The organism is Sporolactobacillus sp. BBK16-2, from assembly GCF_059878335.1.
The window spans coordinates 3330702-3350991 of record NZ_CM187611.1; the positions used below are offsets into that span (position 1 = coordinate 3330702).

5 protein-coding genes are annotated in these 20290 nt (G+C 42.4%); 2 read left to right on the forward strand and 3 right to left on the reverse strand.

Features of this window, described 5'->3' with window-relative positions; translation table 11 throughout:
* Positions 1 to 7 precede the first annotated feature (7 nt).
* From AC6F33_RS16525 to AC6F33_RS16535, 3 genes are all read right to left on the reverse strand, one after another.
* Positions 8 to 3712 (reverse strand): SpaA isopeptide-forming pilin-related protein, encoded by a 3705-nt coding sequence (locus tag AC6F33_RS16525; protein ID WP_500777465.1) that lies wholly within the window; start codon positions 3710 to 3712, stop codon positions 8 to 10.
* A gap of 620 nt (positions 3713 to 4332) precedes the next feature.
* Complete coding sequence (locus AC6F33_RS16530) at positions 4333 to 12408, reverse strand: SpaA isopeptide-forming pilin-related protein (RefSeq protein WP_500777466.1); 8076 nt, start codon at positions 12406 to 12408, stop codon at positions 4333 to 4335.
* Positions 12409 to 12753: 345 nt separating this feature from the next.
* The gene (locus AC6F33_RS16535; RefSeq protein WP_500777467.1) at positions 12754 to 13836 is read right to left on the reverse strand and encodes a response regulator; all 1083 of its coding nucleotides are present in this window, start codon (positions 13834 to 13836) and stop codon (positions 12754 to 12756) included.
* 192 nt (positions 13837 to 14028) lie between these two features.
* Here AC6F33_RS16535 and AC6F33_RS16540 point away from each other — a divergent pair, with 192 nt between their 5' ends.
* Entirely contained in the window at positions 14029 to 17109 is a 3081-nt protein-coding gene (locus AC6F33_RS16540; RefSeq protein WP_500777468.1) for an ATP-binding protein, read from the forward strand.
* A gap of 47 nt (positions 17110 to 17156) precedes the next feature.
* Complete coding sequence (locus AC6F33_RS16545; protein ID WP_500777469.1) at positions 17157 to 20183, forward strand: ATP-binding protein; 3027 nt, start codon at positions 17157 to 17159, stop codon at positions 20181 to 20183.
* Positions 20184 to 20290 lie beyond the last annotated feature (107 nt).

Consider the following 20290-nt stretch of genomic DNA (forward strand, 5'->3'; position numbering starts at 1 on the left):
CAATTGATTAACGCATTTTCTTTGTTTTTCTTCTTCCTGAAAAACCGATGATACCGGCTGCAAGAATGAGGAGTGCGCCGAACCAATATGCTATTGAATTGTTGCTGTCTCCAGTGATCGGCAGCGTGTTTTCTTTTGTCGGCACGGAATACTGTGTTTCCGCTAGAAAACCGCGTTGCATCATTGGTGCCTGCGTTGCTTGATCCGTTGGCGTTTGACCGTCAGGCTCGGAAGCAATCGGCTGATCTTGCACTTGTTCTTCGCCCATGACGCCGCGTTCAAGTGTCGGTGTCTGAGAAGGGACCGCCGGCGTTAACGGCTGAAGTGGAACGATAGGCTGTGATGGTGTCGGTGGAACAGGCGTCACCGTTTCAGGAATTTTTGTGTTTTCAAAAGTTACGCTGAAAGTCGGATTGCTTTGGGTCAAGGTTACTTGTTCTGCCTTAGACGACAAGACATAACCTGTTGGTGCTGTCTTTTCCACCCAGCGGTATGTGCCTAGTTCGAGTCCGCTCTTTTCAATTTCACCTTTATCATCAGTGGTCAGCGTGTAAAGCGTGTTCCACTGACCGCCATCAGTCAGCTGCTGAAGCTCAAATACTGCTCCCTCGAGCGTTTGATCCGGATTCGCTGCATCTACTTTTTTCAGCGTAACAGTCCCAAAGATTTCTTCCGGCATTTTGGTATTTTCAAAAGTGGTGCTTGCTTTCGGATCGCTTTGGGTCAAGGTTACTTGCTCTGTCTTTGATGACAAGACATAACCTGTTGGTGCTGTCTTTTCCACAAACCGATACGTTCCTAGTTCCAGCCCGCTCTTTTCAATTTCACCTTTATCATCAGTGGTCAGCGTGTAAAGCGTGTACCACTGACCGCCATCAGTCAGTTGCTGAAGCTCAAATACTGCTCCCTCGAGCGTTTGATCCGGATTCGCTGCATCTACTTTTTTCAGCGTAACAGTCCCAAAGACTTCTTCAGGTATTTTGGTATTTTCAAAAGTGATGCTTGCTTTCGGATCGCTTTGGGTCAAGGTTACTTGCTCTGTCTTTGATGACAAGACATAGCCCGTTGGCGCTTTCGTTTCTACTATTCGGTACGTTCCTAATTCGAGTCCGCTCTTTTCAATTTCACCTTTGTCATCAGTGGTCAGTGTGTAGAGCGTGTTCCACTGGCCACTTTCATTCAGCTGCTGGAGGTCAAATACCGCTCCTCCCAGCGTTTGATCCGGATTTGTCGAATCAATCTTCTTTAGTGATACCGAGCCGAAGACTTCTTCCGGAATCTTAGTATTTTCAAAAGTGGTGCTTGCTTTCGGATCGCTTTGAGTCAAGGTTACTTGCTCTGTCTTTGATGACAAGACATAGCCCGTTGGCGCTTTCGTTTCTACTATTCGGTACGTTCCTAATTCGAGTCCGCTCTTTTCAATTTCACCTTTGTCATCAGTGGTCAGTGTGTAGAGCGTGTTCCACTGGCCGCCATCAGTCAGTTGCTGAAGCTCAAATACTGCCCCTTCGAGCGTTTGATCCGGATTTGCTGCATCTACTTTTTTCACAGTTATCTTACCCAGAACTGGAATTTCCGAATTCTCCACCGTGATTAATTTCTCATTGGCGGCCTTGGTCAGATCAAATGCCGGTGGATTGGCTCCTTTTTCATAGCCGGTTGGTGCTTTGGTTTCCACTAGTCGGTAGGCTCCTAATGGCAGATTATCTTTTGATATCGTGCCATCCTGTCCGGTTGTCAGCGTGTCAACTTTTGTCCAGTTGTCTCCATCTTGTTTTTCTAGGTCGAATTCCGCTCCCGACAAGGTTTTCGAATGGTCTGCTGCATCCACCTTTTTCACCGTAATTTTACCGAAGACTGGAACTTCCGCGTTTTCCACCGTGATCGATTTCTCATTGGCAGCTTTGGTCAGATCAAAAGCCGGTGGATTGACTCCTTTTTCATAGCCGGTTGGTGCTTTCGTTTCCACTAGTCGGTAGGTTCCTAATGGCAGATTATCTTTTGATATCGTGCCATCCTGTCCGGTTGTCAGTGTGTCAACTTTTGTCCAGTTGTCTCCGTCTTGTTTTTCAAGGTCAAATTCAGCACCGGACAAGGTTTTATCCGAATTCGCTGCATCCACCTTTTTCACGGTTATCTTACCCAAGACTGGTGTTTCCACGTTTTCAACCGTGATTGATTTCTCGTTGGCAGACTTGGTCAGATCAAAAGCCAGTGGATTGGCTCCTTTTTCATAACCGATTGGTGCTTTGGTTTCCACTAATCGGTACGTTCCTAATGGTAGATTATCTTTTGATATTGTGCCATCCTGTCCGGTTGTCAGCGTGTCAACTTTTGTCCAGTTGTCTCCGTCTTGCTTTTCAAGGTCGAATTCCGCACCGGACAAGGTTTTATCTGGATTCGCTGCATCCACCTTTTTCACAGTTATCTTACCGAAAACTGAAATTTTCACGTTCTCCACCGTGATCGATTTCTCATTGGCAGCCTTGGTCAGATCAAAAGCCGGTGGATTGACTCCTTTTTCATAGCCATTTGGCGCTTTCGTCTCCACTAGTCGATAGGTTCCTAATGGTAGGTTATCTTTTGATATCGTACCATCCTGTCCGGTTGTCAACGTGTCAACTTTTGTCCAGTTATCTCCATCTTGCTTCTGAAGGTCAAAAACTGCTCCCGACAATGTTTTCGAATGGTCTGCAGCATCCACCTTCTTCACAATCACTTTCCCTAAAACAGTCGTCGGCGGAAGGTTGGGCTTGAAAAGGGCAAAGTGGACCTCCATGCTTCCATTTGTATTATTGAAATTGTTTGCAATCAACGTACCATTCAGCTGTCCCCAGCTTGCATTGACCGTGGCTTTTGGGGCTAAAACAGATCCAAAGATCCCAATATTACCTAAATTAATTGTTGTCGCATCAGGGAAGTTGAACAAAATTTTAGCTGCTTGACTGTCTCCATAAGTCATCCCATTACCATAATAAAATTGTTGTCCGCCAGGCCAATTGACCGTTGCTCCTGCTATATTGATAATAATTGTTTTGCCTTTAGGGATATCAAAATTGATTTCTCCCGCTTGACTAAATTCCGAAGAAGATAATGAAAATACAACAAAGTCTGAACTTCCACTATAGCTGAACGTCAATCTGCTTCCGGACTTGTTGATTGTTCCGTTCGGTTGGGATGCTGAATAGCCCTGGTAGCTTTGACTTATCCCAATTAATTGAGTTCTCGCTTCGGCGAAACTAGCAACCTGATTATCTATAAAATCCTGAACATCCGAAACCTTTTTATCGGTCACTTGCTTCGCTCGCAGGTAATCACTTACGTCAATGACCGGTGATTGACCACCATTTTCGCCAATAACAAATTGGCCCTTCAATTCCCCGCCATGGTAATGCAATTCATTTCCCACAACTAGATTCACGTCATCATTATTGCTTAACTTTGAAGCAATACCGTAACTGCTCACATTCAATGAGTTGCCAACTGCCAATCTTCCTTCCGAATCCGAATTTGGCATGGTCATGTTATTCAGAATAAACGCATTAAAATTACTTGCAACTCCTAGTGAATGATTCACATCAATTGGCGCCGAAGGTTCAGCAGCTTTAGCATTTTGTGGATGAATTGTGCTGTTAAAAATCAATGAAAAGAACAGCAACATAGTGATCAGGCTTCTCAAAGCAATTATGCATTTTCTTTTGTTTTTAAACATAATTTCCCCTCATTTCACCTTAATCGAATGTTATAAAATGCGGCAGAGGCAGATAAACAATATTGGGAACAGATAATTCCGATAGCACTTTTTACAATTCATTGACAATTCATGAATAATCGCTCATTTACTCATTTCTCCACTATAATTAATGTAAATTGGGATAGTGTCTAATTAATTTACAATAAGTTTCCTACGACTAAATACCCTCTTGTCTATGAATTAAAACTGTTTCTTAAACTTGGTGGTTTTTTCGTACAGTAACTCCATTTCATTTACAATCGAATTTTCCTAGACCGATTTTTACTCTATTCGAAGGCAAAAGAAAATATGCTGGATCTGAATGTAACTCTACAAAATCATTAAAAAGTTCACAGGAACATACAAAGTGATCAAGAAACCTAGGGTTTGATTATTTTAAGCGGAACACATTCATGATACCGTTTACATAAGGGATGATAAATCGATTTACAGTTTATTTCTGTCTTCTATACATTTCTCAACAATGTCTGAAACTTGTGTTTATATTTATTGCTGAAAATGCAGCACTATAAAAAGGCACTCGATCTCTATTTTGATCGAGTGCCTTCAATGTACTATCAAGCTATTTTTTGATTCTCTTAGTTATTTTTGCGTCTTCTTGAGAAGATGGTTAAGAATCCACCGCCTAACAAGAGAATCGCTCCGGCTGCCATCGTCATAAAGTCATTAACATCACCGGTAATCGGAAGACCCTTAGACTTCTTGGTCGTTTGCGTTTCCGCTTCGACACCGCGTACGAGTACAAGATGGTATTTTTCGGTTGCGAGACCCTTGAAGTTGACATTGCCCTCTTCATCAGCCATCACACCGCGAGTGATCACATGGCCATTCTCATCAACGACATTGTACGTTGCACCTGGTTTGCCGTCCAGACTCTTCGTTACTTCGAGCGGTTTGTCGGTTGCCGTAATTTCAACTGCCTTTGCCTGGCCTTTTTCAATGACGAACGGGATCGGTGTATCATCCAGCGCGTAATTCTTCGGTGCCTTTGTTTCAATAAAGAAATACTTGCCTGGAGCTAGCCCCTTCACTACGAATTGACCGCTGTTGTCGGTTGTCAAACCAGTTTTCAGTGTCTTTCCATTGCTGTCGGTTAACTTGAATACCGCACCTTTGAGCACTGCATCTTTGTCATTCCGATCAACCTTAGTCAAGCGCACATCACCCGGCGTCAGTTTATCCGTTGCTGTGATTTCGATCGCCTTCACATCCGTAGCCGTCACTTGGAACGGAATCGGGGTCGCATCCAGATCATAATCCTTCGGTGCTTTCGTTTCAATAAAGTGATAATTGCCAGGTGCAAGACCATTGATCGTAAATTGACCTTGGTCATTCGTCTTCCATACATTTGGAAGTGCTTTTCCATTTGCGTCTTTTGCGACGAGGTTGCCATTACTGTCGTACAACTTAAATTCAGCTCCGGCAAGAACAGCATCCTTATCATTCTTATCCGCTTTGGTTAGTATGATGCTGTTAATCTTGTCAGTTGCTGTGATCTCAACCGCCTTCACATCCGTGTTTGTTACTTCGAACGGAATTGGTGTTGCATCCAGTTCGTAACCATTTGGTGCCTTGGTCTCAATAAAATTGTATTTCCCAGGAGCCAAACCGTTGACCGTGAACTGACCTTGATCATTTGTCGTCCAAAGTTTTGAAAGTGCTTTGCCGGTCGCGTCTTTTGCGACTGTGTTTCCATCTTTATCGACAAGCTTGAACTCCGCACCTTTTAGAACGGCATCTTTATCATTTTTATCGACCTTTGTGAGAACAACGCTGTTCAGTTTATCCGTTGCTGTGATCGGAACCGCCTTTACGTCTTCGTTTGTGACTTTGAACGGAATCGGTGTTGCATCCAATTCATAGCCATTTGGTGCTTTGGTTTCTATAAAATTGTAAGTTCCTGGTGTAAGACCATTGACGGTGAATTGGCCTTTGGCATCTGTAGTCCAAACCTTTTGCAAATCTTTGCCTGTTACATCTTTTTCTACGACCTTGCCATCCTTATCAACAAGCTTGAATTCTGCTCCTTGGAGCACAGCGTCTTTATCATTTTTATCGACTTTGGTAAGTACGACACTGTTTAGTTTATCCGTTGCTGTGATCGGAATCGCTTTAACATCTGTATTCGTTACCGTGAACGGAATTGGTGTTGCGTCCAGTTCGTAACCATCCGGAGCTTTTGTTTCGACAAAACTATAGCTGCCGGATGGAAGTCCATTAACCGTGAATTGACCTTTGTTGTCTGTTGTCCAGATACTTGGCAATGATTTCCCAGCTACATCTTTATTAACAACATTCAGATTGCTGTCAATAAGCTTAAATTCAGCACCTTTAAGCACTGCATTTGCATCATTTTTGTCAACCTTAGTGAAGACAACTTTATTTAGATTATCAGTTGCCGTAACTTCTTTTGCCTGCGCATCTGTATTTGTTACCGTAAACGGAATTGGTGTTGCATCCAGTTCATAACCGTTCGGTGCTTTCGTTTCGATAAAATTGTAAGCTCCTGAAACAAGTCCACTGACTGTAAACTGACCTTGAGCATCCGTCGTCCAGACTTTCGGTATCGTTTTGCCGGTTGCGTCTTTTTCGACAACCGTCTTGCCGTCCTGACCAACAAGTTTGAATTCGGCTCCCTGAAGGTGGATGTTGTTGTCGTTCTTGTCAACCTTGGTTAGGGTGATGCTGTTTAACTTGTCGGTTGCCGAGACCGGAATTGCCTCTGCATCTGTGTTGGTCACGGTAAATGGAATTGGCGTCGCATCCAGTTCATAACCATTTGGTGCTTTGGTTTCTATAAAATTGTAAGCTCCCGGTGTAAGACCATTAACGGTGAACTGACCTTGGTCATCCGTCGTCCAGAGTTTTTGCAGATCTTTGCCAGTTGCGTCTTTTTCGACAACCGTCTTGCCGTCCTCACCAACAAGTTTGAACTCAGCGCCTTTGAGTACTGCATCTTTATCATTCTTATCCACTTTTGTGAGCACGACACTGTTCAACTTATCGGTTGCTTGAAGCGCCTGAGCAGAAACGTCATGATTTGTTACTTTAAACGGAATCGGTGTCGCATCTAATTCGTACCCATTTGGTGCCTTAGTTTCAATAAAGCTGTATTCACCCGGCGCCAAACCATTGATCGTAAATTGTCCTTTGTCATTCGTCGACCAAACAGTCGGAAGCGTTTTGCCGGTTGCGTCTTTATCGACAACCGTCTTGCCATCCTCACCAACAAGTTTGAATTCAGCGCCTATAAGAACTGCATCTTTATCATTTTTATCGACTTTGGTTAGGGTGATCTTGTTTAAACTATCTTGTATATTGACTTGTTGTTTATCCGGTGCACCAGCTTTAGTCTTATCAATACTAAATGTGACCGGATCATGAATGAGATAGCCATCCGGTGCTTGAGTTTCAACGAATTGATAATCACCTACGCTTAAATCTGACACATTGATTGTTCCGACTGCTGAAGTTACTAAATCGGATTTAATCGTTTCCCATGATCCATCAGATTTTTTTTGTTGTAAAACAAAGTGTGCATTTGCCAGAGAACCATCAACACCTGTTTTTGTTAATCCTGCTGATCCCTTGTAATTGATGAAATATCCAGGAATGATAACGGTCGACGGTAGTCCATCAGCCTCAGCTAAAATTTTGAATTCGATCTCATTAAGATTTTGAATATAGCCATCTGGTGCCTTTGTTTCAACAAGATGATAAGTTCCTGGTGCTAATCCAGTAGCAGCGACAAGACCACCATTAACTGATTTCAAATTATCCTGAATCAGATTCCCTTGAAGATCGGTAATCTTGAAGATCGCATTATCAAGCCCATTGTTGTGATCATCCGTCTTCTTCATCTGAACTGATCCTTGATAATCAGTCAATGTCCCCGCATTAACGCTTTGTGGGGCTCCCGCTGCCGTATCTGTAATCGCAAATGGCATTGGCGTTTTGTTTACGATATAGCCAGTTGGTGCAATTGTCTCTATAAAAGCATAATTTCCTGGTACCAACCCAGACGCTTCCGCGATACCAGAGCTGTTTGTCTTAACCGTTTTAACGACTTTATTACTGTTTGCTGTATCCACGACATTGAAAGTCGCACCTTCAAGAGGTTTTTCGTTCAAATTAACCTTTTTGATTTGCGCTGTTCCTTGATAATCTGTAAAACTTTTAATATTTTGGGTTGAGCTCTGTCCCGCCACAATTGTAACTGCTAATATATTAGAATTTTTTAAGTAACCATTTGGCGGTGTTAATTCTTTAAATGTATAGCTGCCCGGCCGTAAATTATTTAGAATAATTTTACCATCTTTGGTCGTCAATTGATCACTTGAAATGGTATTTCCGTCTGCATCTTTTGCCGGATTTCCATCACTGTCTGTTAATGAAAAAATTGCTGAAGATGACGTAATAAAATGTCCTGAGCTATCCACCTTATCGAGTTCAACACCGCCAGGCTTTATTTTGTTCGTAGCAGACAAATCAATTTCTGTTGTCTGATTACTCGCAATGGTAAATGGATGCGGGCTGGAATCCAATTGGTAATTATTTGGAGCCGACAATTCTACCAGTTGATATTTACCTGGCTGAAGATTATCAAAAGTCACTTGTCCAGTTAATTCGTCTGTCGTCTGATTGGTGTAGCCATTAATCGGCTGGCCATTTTGATCTTGCAATTGATAAACAGCTCCGCCAAGTTTCAACCCAAGTTTTATCGCATCTGTTTTTGTTAAAACGACACGACCAACATACTTTTGATCTGAGACGGTTACTTTTGTTATTGGATTGGTTTGCGACATATCTGTAGAACCAATAGTTACTTTTTCGCCAGCTTCATAGTTTGGATTAAGTACATATCCACTTGGTGCCGTTATTTCCTTTAATACATAAGTACCATATTTAAAATTGTTAAAATCCGCCATGCCGCTTGAATCTGTTGTAATTGTTCGTAGCGCCTTTGTTCCCGTGCTGTCATACAATGTAAACACCGCACCGGAAAGTGTTTTACTGCCATTGTCTGCATCGACTTTTTTCACGTCAAGACTTCCATTGACTCCGTTTCCAGTGCCTGAACCACTAGATGTCTTTACGGTTACCGTTTCTTTAGACGGCTGGTTGATAATTTCTGTTCCAGTTCCTTTTAGGGTTGCTGTGTTAGACAGATCTGAACCATTTCCTGCATTTATAATTGTGCTGTAGGTCAGGACATATGCTTGACTGATTTGATTCGTAAAGTTCAACACAAATTGTTGATTTCCGTTATTATCTGGATCAGCAACGTTCAAAGTATATCCATCCGTGACTTCTGTTCCCTTGGTAACATTGCCTGACGAATCCACTGTTGTACTGTATAAGTGAATCGAATCCGGGTCAATGATCTGATTATTGGTTGGTACGTCGGTTAAAACCGCATTACTAATCGTTGACTGACTTGGATTGATTAGAATGTTCCAATCAACATTATCGCCATTTTGTGTACCACTTTTTGATGCAAATGTTCCTCCATAATTAGGACTAACAGAAGCATCCAGTTTAGCTAGTTGTTTTTCATTATCAAACAGCTTAGCTGTATTAGAGTAAGTTTTATCAATCACCGTATTCGCAAGCGACGTTTTATAGGTGATGTAGTAGGGTGAATTAATCGGATCACTAAAGGTAATTGTTAGTGTTTTACTATTACTCGTTGATGGATAATCAACGGTATAGTTAGCTGCTGGCACAATGCCGCCATCTTTGACTCCATTTTTATCACCCGTCAGTGTCATATAGTGAACTTCCAATGAATCATTTTCAAATTGCTGCGTACCAAGAATCGGATCTTTTAGTATAGGCGTATTAATCGTTTGCTTATTATAGTTAAAGCCCACTTTCCATGTTATTTCCTTTGTATTTGCATTATAAGATCCATATTTATATCCATCATTTTGAGTATATCCGTCTGGATAGAACGTATCTGTTGATGTACTTGTTTGTGATTTTCCGTCCTTATCCGTCCAGTTAATCACCGCAGTATTTGGAAAATTTGTTTTTCCGGCTGCAATCTGAGTGTAATCAAATGCTGTTGAATACATGAGCGTAAAGCTGTCGGTTGTATCTGTGTAATTACCCGTTCCACCATTAGATGATCCATCTAGAAAGGTAATTTTAAATCCATTGGCTGTAGTCGTCACTGAATAATCTTTACCATTGATTAAAATTTTCCCAGATGTTGTATCACTGATACTTACTGTTTCTGAAAGAAGAGTTAACCCGCCGTTATCAAATGTATCAGTAATTGATGCATTCTTCATTCGATAGTTATTTCCGTTGATCGTCATGGTCCAAGAAGTCCGCTTTAAGTTATAATCAGCAGTGTTCCATTTTTTAATTAGATTCTGCTGATTAATTGTCTGCGAATCGGATGTTGAATTTGTTGAACCTTCAGTAACGGTATTGTTCACTGTACCATTATTAATGACTTGCCCGCCGTCAATTGCATCATTTGGTTTTGTCTGATAAACAATTTGATAGGCGCTATTAATATCGTTTTTAAATTGTAAATCAAAGCCATTTAATTTTTTGTCTGTATCTATCTTTCCTGCTGTTACAGTATATTTACTGCTATCAATTTCAGATCCTTTAGTAAAGGCTGTTGCTGACGTCGCTGTTGCATTGTAAACATGAATCGAACCAGGTACTAAACTTTGACTATTGTCAAACCAGTCATGCAGTATTGCATTATCATTTGAAATCGACTGCATGTCACCATTGTAATTGACGGTCCATGTAATGGTTTGCGTTTTCGCATCATAAGCAGACGCCTTTGTTAAATGAGCTCCATGGGAAATACTTACGGTAGCACTTGTAGGTTGACTCCCATTTTCTTTGCTCTGAAGCGTGGCGGTGTTTGTAAATGAGTTCTTCGTTTTATCCGTAATTGTTGTTGTGTATCTAATCTGATAGGCACTGTCGATCGGATCTTTAAAATCCACTTCTAAGTTACCATCTGAGGTAGACAATGTATACTTGCTTGAATCAATCGGTGTGTCCCCAACAACGATAGTGCCATTCACATTAACCGTTACCGGATAAATTTTTATCGAACTTTTATCCAGTGTTAATCCGTCTGGAGTCGGATCGGTAACTTTTGCATTAGTCAGGTGACTCTCTGTTTTATTTATATTTACGGTCCATTTAATAGTTGTCGCATTGAAATTAGTTTGTGTATCCCCATCCCACGCATTGCCTTGTTTGTCAATAGTACTCATTGATGTTGACGGTTTGAAGGGAATAGTCACCGTATAGGGCTCTTCAAATGGGAACGTAATTTTTTGTTGCGTTGAACCAGTAATTTCTTTTTGATTGAATTCCGTATTTACATGCAATGTTCCACTGATTTGTGAATGATTTTCTCCAAAGCTATTAAAGACCATTTTTACATGACCAACATTATTGCTGTCAGGCGTAATGGTAAATGTTCCAACCGAGCCGTTACCGGGAGCTGTCAAGTCTCCCGTTATCGTACTATAAATTGCAAATTGTTGAGGCAAATCAAACTCATAATAATCGCCATCGTTAACATCCACCGTATCAGGTATGCTCCAAGTCATATCAATTTTCGCAGGTGAGTTAAGTCCTGGTCGATTGCTTGAACTCCATAAGTTGCCATCTGCATCGGTTATTTTAATATTCGAAAACTGAATTTCCGTTATTTCTCTTGGTGTAACTGCTGCTGCAGTAAATGAACGTAAAGCCGATTTTGGTGTTGACTTGGCTGTCTTCGATTCAACAGGGTTTGAAACATCATCCGACCCATCTTTATTCGCCTGCACACTTGAACCATCTGCGCTGCTGCCGTCTTTACTGCTCGATGAATCACTTGCCTTTGATTCACTTGTGCTTGACGCATCCGTTTTTGACTGATCATTTGTACTAGAGGCATCAGATGATTTGCTTGAGTCTGAACTTGATGCGTCGCTTGCTGCTGTTTTACTATCCGATGATGCAGCTTCAGTTTGCTCAGCCTCTGCCTTTACTGCAACGTTAGCGGTCTGCTTCTGGTTGCTGCCCAGATCAAAATCAATGGTATCCGTTGTTTGATCGGCTTTAATTTCGTCATCGAATACTGCCGGGATCACAAGCTTCCCGCCGGCACCGGTGAGATTTTGTGTTTTTTCGCTATCAAAATGAATGGTCAGCTTGTTGGCATCCGCCACAGCATCACTGGCTTTTACTGTATAAGTGCCGATGACCGTTGTGTTGTCGGCAAGCTTTACCGCACCCGTTGCGTCAGCAGTATATTTTCCTTCAGCATCCTTCGTTCCAACCTTGAATTGGCTTGGAATCTGGATCGTAATATCCTTATCAGCGGACAGTTGTTGTCCTGCCTTCTGTGTCCAAGAATAATCTAAATTAACTGCGTCGCCTTTTTTCAATGGATTGTCAGCACTGACATCTTTGGCTGCATCGTTCTCAACGGTTGTCAGTTTCACAGAATCAAAGAATTGCTGAGTGCTGCTGTTATTATCTTCAGCAAACGCTTTCCCTAGCGGCGACAATGACATTTGGCTGAAAATGACGAACAGCGACAGTGCGGCGATCATCAGTCGCTTAATCACTTTTTTATGTTTCGTTTTCTTAAGTCCGAGCGGCAGTCTTTTTGCTCTCAATAGTCTTCTCCCCTTTTTCTGTTCTCTCAGTCCCAGTGCAATGATCTCTGTGTTCGTATAGTAGTGAGTATTTTGTGGATAATCTTACGAAGTCGTAGGCAAGATTCCTCATTACGGAATAGAGCGATATGGCTTTGGATTCTCGCTTTCGTTCTATGTAAAAACCGCGCAATAATACCCGGAATTTTGCTCATGATTAGTTTACGTTCAGGTCCTATACAACTTCTGAACAATTGGTGATAAATGTCACTTCACGCCGAATCGTGTCACCGGCTCAAAAGTGCAAAAAAAACCGCAAATCCTCTTTCATGGATTTGCGGTCCTCATATTTTATATATCTCGCAATCAGCTCATCGCGTCTTTTACTTCTTTGTAGCGTTCGTACATGCGGATGGCGCCGTCGACATTGCCCATTTCATTGTAAAGCTTGATTGTCAGCTTCATGTTGCGCTCATCATCGGGTTCGATGCGCGCGACCTGTTGGCAGATGTCCAGCGCTTCCGTCCTGTTATCTTCTTTAATCAGAAATTCAACAAGCGTATAGGCGTGCTCAAGCCAAAGCTGTGACAATCGGACACGCTCCGGTTCTGCCCAAAGATAGCCGTACTCGTTAAAATAATGATTTTTATAAGCCTTGAATAATTGAATATGTGTTTTATAATTACGAGAATCAATCGGGGGCAATAATGCAAGATCTCTTCCCCATTGTTCAACATCAATAGTTGCTCCTGACAGGGTAAGTGAGTAGCCGATATCATTTTTAATAATGTGATGATCAAATGGCAGTTTTTCCATGAGTTTGCGAATCTGGTAAACTGTTGTGTACAGTTGCGTCGTTCCCTTCGCATCATCCACACCTGTCCATAGCAAATCGATCAAAGTTTCTTTACTGACAAAACGATCATGTTCTTTTAACAAATACGCATAGAGTTCGCGTGCGCGCGATGTGCGCCATTTGACCGGTATGTAGGTCTTCACACCGTTTTCTACTTTATAAAATTTAAGACTGTCAAAGCATTCGATGCCGAACGCTGTCTGCAACGGCTGAGCGGCGGCAGCCTGAACCTTCTCACGATTTTTCAACAGACGCTCTACAGCCTTAGTCAACCGCGGCTTCATGATGGGCTTCAGTAAATAATCAATCGCATTTAATTCGAAAGCCTTAATTGCAAATTCATCATAGGCCGTTGTAAATATAATATCGATACGCTCGTCCGTCGCTTGCAGCGCCTCCGCAAGTTCAATTCCGTTGAGTTCAGGCATCTCTATGTCTAAAAAAGCGACATCCGGGTTCTGCTTCTGAGCTGCGTCAAGCGCTTGCTCGGGATCAGTGAACGATTGAATGGATCGAAATTTTCCTGTTTCCTGCAGCATTTTTCTGAGCTGGTTGCATGCGAGTTCTTCATCATCGACTACAAAAGCTTCCATTGTTTTCCTCCTTTGCATTGAGCGTGCAAACGGGCATTTTCCGAGTATTACAATTTTGTTACATTGATTATACCACTAGCCATGAAAACAAGAACGAACTTAAGTTATATTTATCTTCATACGGCTATTCAATTTGAGAAACCGAACTGATAGAATTACAAGTAGTCGAACAAGTTCAGGAGTGACCCTACTATGCATCGTGTGTTTGCCTTTTTTACCGTCCTCTTTTGTTATATCGGTCTCTTTTTAATTTTTTTATCTTTGGCGCATTTTTACGATGTCAACGGGCCCACGGCAAAGAATGGAGTCATCAACCTCGATCATTGGAATTTTGAAAAAAGCGGCAATGTCCGATTAAATGGTATGTGGCAGTTCTATCCCAATCAACTGCTTACACCCAGGGCTATTCATTCCGGACAAGGCAAAAATCCATTGATGGTAAATGTTCCTGAAAACACGCGAAATCCTATATCGAAAACCAGTTCTGAGACGCAGGCAGGCACGTATCGGCTCTTAATTCATTCGGAGCGCGGCGGTCAAATTTTTGGTCTGCGCACAATCGTCATTTACAGCTCAAATCGGGCTTATATGAATGGGCATTTAATTGGGCAAAGCGGTAAACCATCTCTTGACAGTACCATGCAGGCATCGCTTCGCCCCTATGTGACTTACTTTCCATTAAAAAAAGGAATAAATGAACTCGTAATCCAAGCTGCCAGAGCGGAGGGCAGCAGCGGTCAAGGAATAACGAAACCGATTGTATTGGGTACACAAGAAAAAATGGCGCGCAGTCACGACTTTGCTTTATTTAATGATATGCTAATGATCGTCGCCTTCTTTTTCATGAGCCTGTACTTTTTCGGTTATTACTTTCAGCGCAGGAAGGATATTCATCTGCTGTTCTTTTCAATATTTTGCTTATTCTTTGCAGTTGTTATTTCCTGGATCAGCCAGAGCCGTGTTATCTATCTTTTTATCCCAAGTCTCTCATTATCAGACCTGACAATAATAGAGTGCACGACCACGATCGGCATTGGTATTTCAGTTCTCCTCTACCTTTATTACGCCTATCCGAAGTTGGTTTCCAAGAAGATTTTGATCTTTGGAGCAGCACTCTCGCTTTTCACGCTGATCCTGGATTTTTTGCCTTTTGATTTTCTGTCATCATACTTGGCCTACTATCTTCACTCGTTTTTGGCCGTATTCATATTAGCTTATGCTTCCTATATTTTTGTTCTTGCGATCATCCAGCGCATGGAAGGGAGCATTTACCTGACAATCGGCACATTTTCAATGAGCACCTTTGTCATTATCACCACCATTAGTGCTTACAACTCTAAAAACTCTTTTTCGGTGTACTCCATCTTTTCATTAATTTTCCTGCTCATGCTTTCACTCATGATGTCCAAGCGGTTCTCGAACGCTTTTGCGCGGAGCGAGACATTGGCCGAGGAACTAATTAAAAACGACAAACTTAAGGATGAATTTATCGCCAAGACCTCCCATGAGTTCCGGACACCGCTCAACGGAATCATTAATACTGCGCAAACTCTGCTGGCAGGAAAACGCGATCGAAAAATTAGCGAGGAAGCCGATAAAATTCAAATGATCACGCGGATCGGCTATCGACTGTCCGCCTTGGTCAACGACATTCTGGATATGGAAAAGATCAAGCAAGGCAGTCTGACGCTTAACCTTATTCCATTAGAAGTCGCTACAACCGCGAAAACAGAGCTGGCTTTCTATAAATTGCTTGCTGAAAAAAAGGGATTGACGATTGTCAATGAGATTCCTTCAAACCTGCCGCTGGTCTATGCCGATGAGAATCGCTTTCGACAGATTCTAAACAACCTTGTGGAAAATGCGGTCAACTACACTCAGAGCGGACAAATTACTTTACGTGCTTGGCGAAAGGGACGCGCAGTTGAAGTCACGGTTTCCGATACCGGCATCGGTATTCCTTCCTCAGAATACGAGCGGATTTTTAACTCCTTTGAACGAAGCGATGAACTCAACCAAAGCGAAGGCGCTGGGCTTGGTCTCAGCATTGTCAAACAGCTCGTTGAATTGCAACAGGGGACAATTTGGTTTGATTCGGTAGTTGGAATTGGAACGACTTTCCATTTCACCATTCCTGTTTTTGATCGACATCAAACGATCAAACCCGGAGCGGCAGTCCGTCTTGTCCCAACGCAGTTGAATTTGAACGCAACCAGTGATTCAGCTGTTCCAATTCTTGTTACTCCTTATCACTCACGTTCCGTTCATGCGCCTACCATTTTAATTGTTGATGATAACTTGGAGAATCTCAAAATATTGATTGATATGCTTGAGAATATTCCATACAATGTCGTTGCTGTGAAGAATGGAATGGAAGCACTGACGAGCGTGTCACATGCCAAGCCGGATCTTGTTATTCTCGACTTAATGATGCCGGGCATGTCCGGATTCGATGTTTGCCGAAAAATCCGCGAACAGTACAGCCTAATCGAATTGCCTGTGTTGATGCTGACCGCGGCAATCATCAATGATGACAAGCATTACGCATTCCGAGCAGGTGCCAACGATATTTTGCAAAAGCCTTATAATTTTTCCGAGTTTTCCGCTCGTATTCGCGGATTGATCTTGATGAAACAGGTAGCCAATCAAGCGACAAACATGGAGGTTGCATTCCTTCAGTCACAGATTCGCCCCCATTTTCTCTATAATGTCCTTAATTCAATCATTGCGCTGAGCTATGAGGATATTGAAAAATCACGTGAAATGACGGCTCAGTTCGCGGCCTACCTGCGCGGGAGCTTTGACTTTCAAAACACCTCCGCGATGAGCACATTCAAAAAGGAATTAGCACTGGTGGAATCCTATTTAAAGATTGAGAAAATGCGTTTTCAAGACCGGATTCAAATCAGCATGGATATCGATGAAACGATCGATTTTCCATTGCCTCCGCTGATGATCCAGCCGCTTGTAGAAAATGCCGTTCAGCACGGCATCGGCAAACGAAAAACAGGCGGGCGGATTACACTATCTGTCGCGCAGCATGATCATGAATATGAGATTTCGGTAACAGATGATGGCGTTGGTATGAACGAAGACGAGATAAAAAGCATCCTGTCACAAAATCACGGCCGAAGCGTCGGTTTGAAAAATATTAACGAACGACTGAAGCACTATTTTGGATCTAAGCTCATGATTCAAAGTGCCGTCGGTCATGGGACAAGCGTTTCTTATAAAATAAGTGTTAATCAATCATCAGAAGAATCGAGCAACTGATTGCGAACGGGACAACTTAGATTTTTACAGAAGCGAGGGATGCCGCAATGAAAAAAATAGCAATCTTAAGCTTTATAATACTCGGCTACACTGCTTTGTTCCTAGTCTTTCTTGGCCTTTCAAATTTATCGGAAAACAGCCATTTCAAAGCAAAGCGCGGCGTACTCAATCTGGAACATTGGAATTTCGAGAAACAAGGAAACGTACAATTAAACGGTGAGTGGACCTTCTACCGTAATCAATTATTAACGCCAAAGGACATTCATTCCGGCTCAGGGAAAGATCCCATTTTCACAAAAGTTCCTTACAACAATATTGGTGATCCTTCTAGCAGACAGCGTCCCGATTCCGGCACCTATCGACTGATTATACGGACAGATCTGGAGCATCAACTATTTGGAATTAAAGTGCCAATTATCTACACGGCCAATAAAGTATATATAAACGGTCAATTAATCGGTCAAAGCGGGCAGCTCGACCCGGAACATTTCGAGCCGAAAACCGCCCCCTACGTTCGCTATTTTCCAATTAAAAAAGGCAATAACGAACTGATTATTCAATTTTCCAATTATAAAATTATAAACGGCTGGGGGATTGCCAAGCCGGTCTCGTTTGGTACAGAGCAGCATATTTCTCAAATGAGAGACTTTTCACTGCTGGCAAGCTGTCTGGTCATCGTGCCCTTTCTCATAATGGGTTTATTTTACTTTGGTCATTATCTCCAAATGAGAAAACAGAAATCCTTTTTATACTTTTCCTTGATGAGCTTGTCTACCGGGATTATGCTCGCCACGTTCGATCTCGAGGGAATTCTCTATATTCCTTTCCCGTGGCTTCCCTTCTGGCTGCACGCGCGTTTGGAAGGCACGTTTACCGTTCTAGGCTTGATGATGATCATAATGAGCCTCGCCTCCTCATATAAAGAGCTGACTTCAAAGAAAGTCATCCTAGCTGTTCATAGCATTGGCAGTGCTCTGATCTTTATCAACCTGGTTTCTATAAAATTGACAACCAGTTATTTTTTAATTTTCTTCGGTTTGCTTGCCTTATTTACTCTGATTTACACCACCTACATATTTATATTAGCCGTTATGCGTCGAATGGAAGGCAGCGGTTTCCTTATTATCTGTGCCTTTTCATTGAGTTTCAGTACACTGACTTCCATACTCAATGCATACAATGCCGGACAAATTCTTGCGTTGAACTCAATTTCGGCCGTCGGCTGCATTCTTTCGCTATCTCTTCTGATGTCGCAGCGTTTTGCTCGTGCATTTCATCAGACTGAGGAGTCGACACAGAAACTGTTGCGAATTGATACACTCAAAGACGAATTCATCGCCCGCACTGCCCATGAATTTGAAAAACCGCTTGGCGGAGTTCTTACAACTTCTCAAGCGTTGCTGAAAAGCAAGGGCAGCCATTTGGTGAGAGAAGAGCACGATAAAATTGAAGCCATCATTCATATGTGCTACCGCCTCTCCGATCTTGTCGGCGATATTCTGGATCTCGAAAAAATCAGTCAAGGAATGATGACGCTGAATAAGAGTCTCATTGACATTTCCTCCTTGATCAATCTCGAGATGTCCTTTTACATACAGCTTGCTGAAAAGAAAGGATTGCATATTGAGAGCATCTTGGCCGATGACCTTCCACCTGTGTGGACTGACGGCAATCGATTGCGGAAGATCATAAACCATCTATTGGATAACGCTGTAAAATACACCCATCAAGGAAAAATTACAATCACTGCAAAACGGCTGGACAATGAGGTGGAAATCATCGTGGCCGACACCGGAGTCGGAATTCCCAGAGCAGCATATCAAGCGATCTTTGATCCTATACAGCAGGCAGAGACCCATGAAAAAGAGGGAATAGGTCTCGGCCTAAGTATTACAAAAAAACTAATTGAACTTCTGGGCGGAAAAATTTGGTTTCATTCCATGATTGGTACTGGTTCTGATTTTCATGTTACAGTACCGCTCTTAAATCAAAAAAAGGAAAAGGTCAGCAAACCGAATCGGATGAATCATAAAATCACAGAGCCGGTTCCGGTAAAACCCTTGACCACACCTTACTATTCTCAGCAGACAAACGCACCGACTCTCTTGGTGGTCAATGATGATCCTGAAGATTTAAAAATGCTTGTCACGATGCTGGAGAAAGTTCCCTATAACATTATTGCTGTAGAAAATGGCAAGGAGGCTCTTTGGGTCATCTCCCATGAAAGTCCGGACCTCGTTATTCTGGATTTGGTCATGGCCGGCATGTCCGGATTTGATGTCTGCCGCAAAATTCGCGAACAGTACACCATGACCAGCCTGCCCGTATTAATGCTGACTGCCGCAAGTATAAATACAGACAAACATTATGCGTTCCGCTCGGGTGCAAATGACATTCTGCAAAAGCCTTATAATTTTTCGGAGTTCTCAGCGCGCATTCGTGGACTCTTACTTATGAAAAACGCAGTGCGTCAAACAACAAATATGGAGGTTGCTTTTCTTCAATCACAGATACGTCCGCATTTTCTATACAACGTTCTTAATTCAATTATTGCCCTCAGTTATGAGGACGTTGAGGAGTGCCGTGAAATGACTGCGCAATTTGCTGCGTACCTGCGCGGCAGCTTTGACTTTCAGAACACATCTGAAGTAAGCTCGTTTAAAAAGGAACTGGCTCTCGTCCAATCCTATTTGGCAATTGAAAAGATGCGATTCAAGCACCGGATTCACGTTACTGTTGATGTCGACGATTCGCTTGATTTCCCGTTTCCGCCACTTATGATCCAGCCCCTTGTCGAAAATGCCATACAACATGGGCTTGGCAACCGCAAGAAAGGTGTTCAAGTAGCTTTGACCGTTCGCCGTGAAAGCAAAGCCTGTATCATTCAAGTTACGGATGACGGCGTTGGCATGACCGATGAACAGATACAAAGTGCGCTAAGTAGAAATAATGGACACAGCGTCGGATTGAAAAGTATAAACAGCCGAATGCAACATCTCTACGGCACCGGATTGCTGATCAAAAGCGCAGTTGGACACGGTACAACGGTCACACTGCGTATACCAGAGAAGTAAAGGATGTGCCGATCGAAACACGTATTCTTCAAAAAAGAAGCCATTCACTGCATGCAGCGAATGGCTTCTTTGACTATCTATAGGATGAAACATTTGATTCGTTCTAA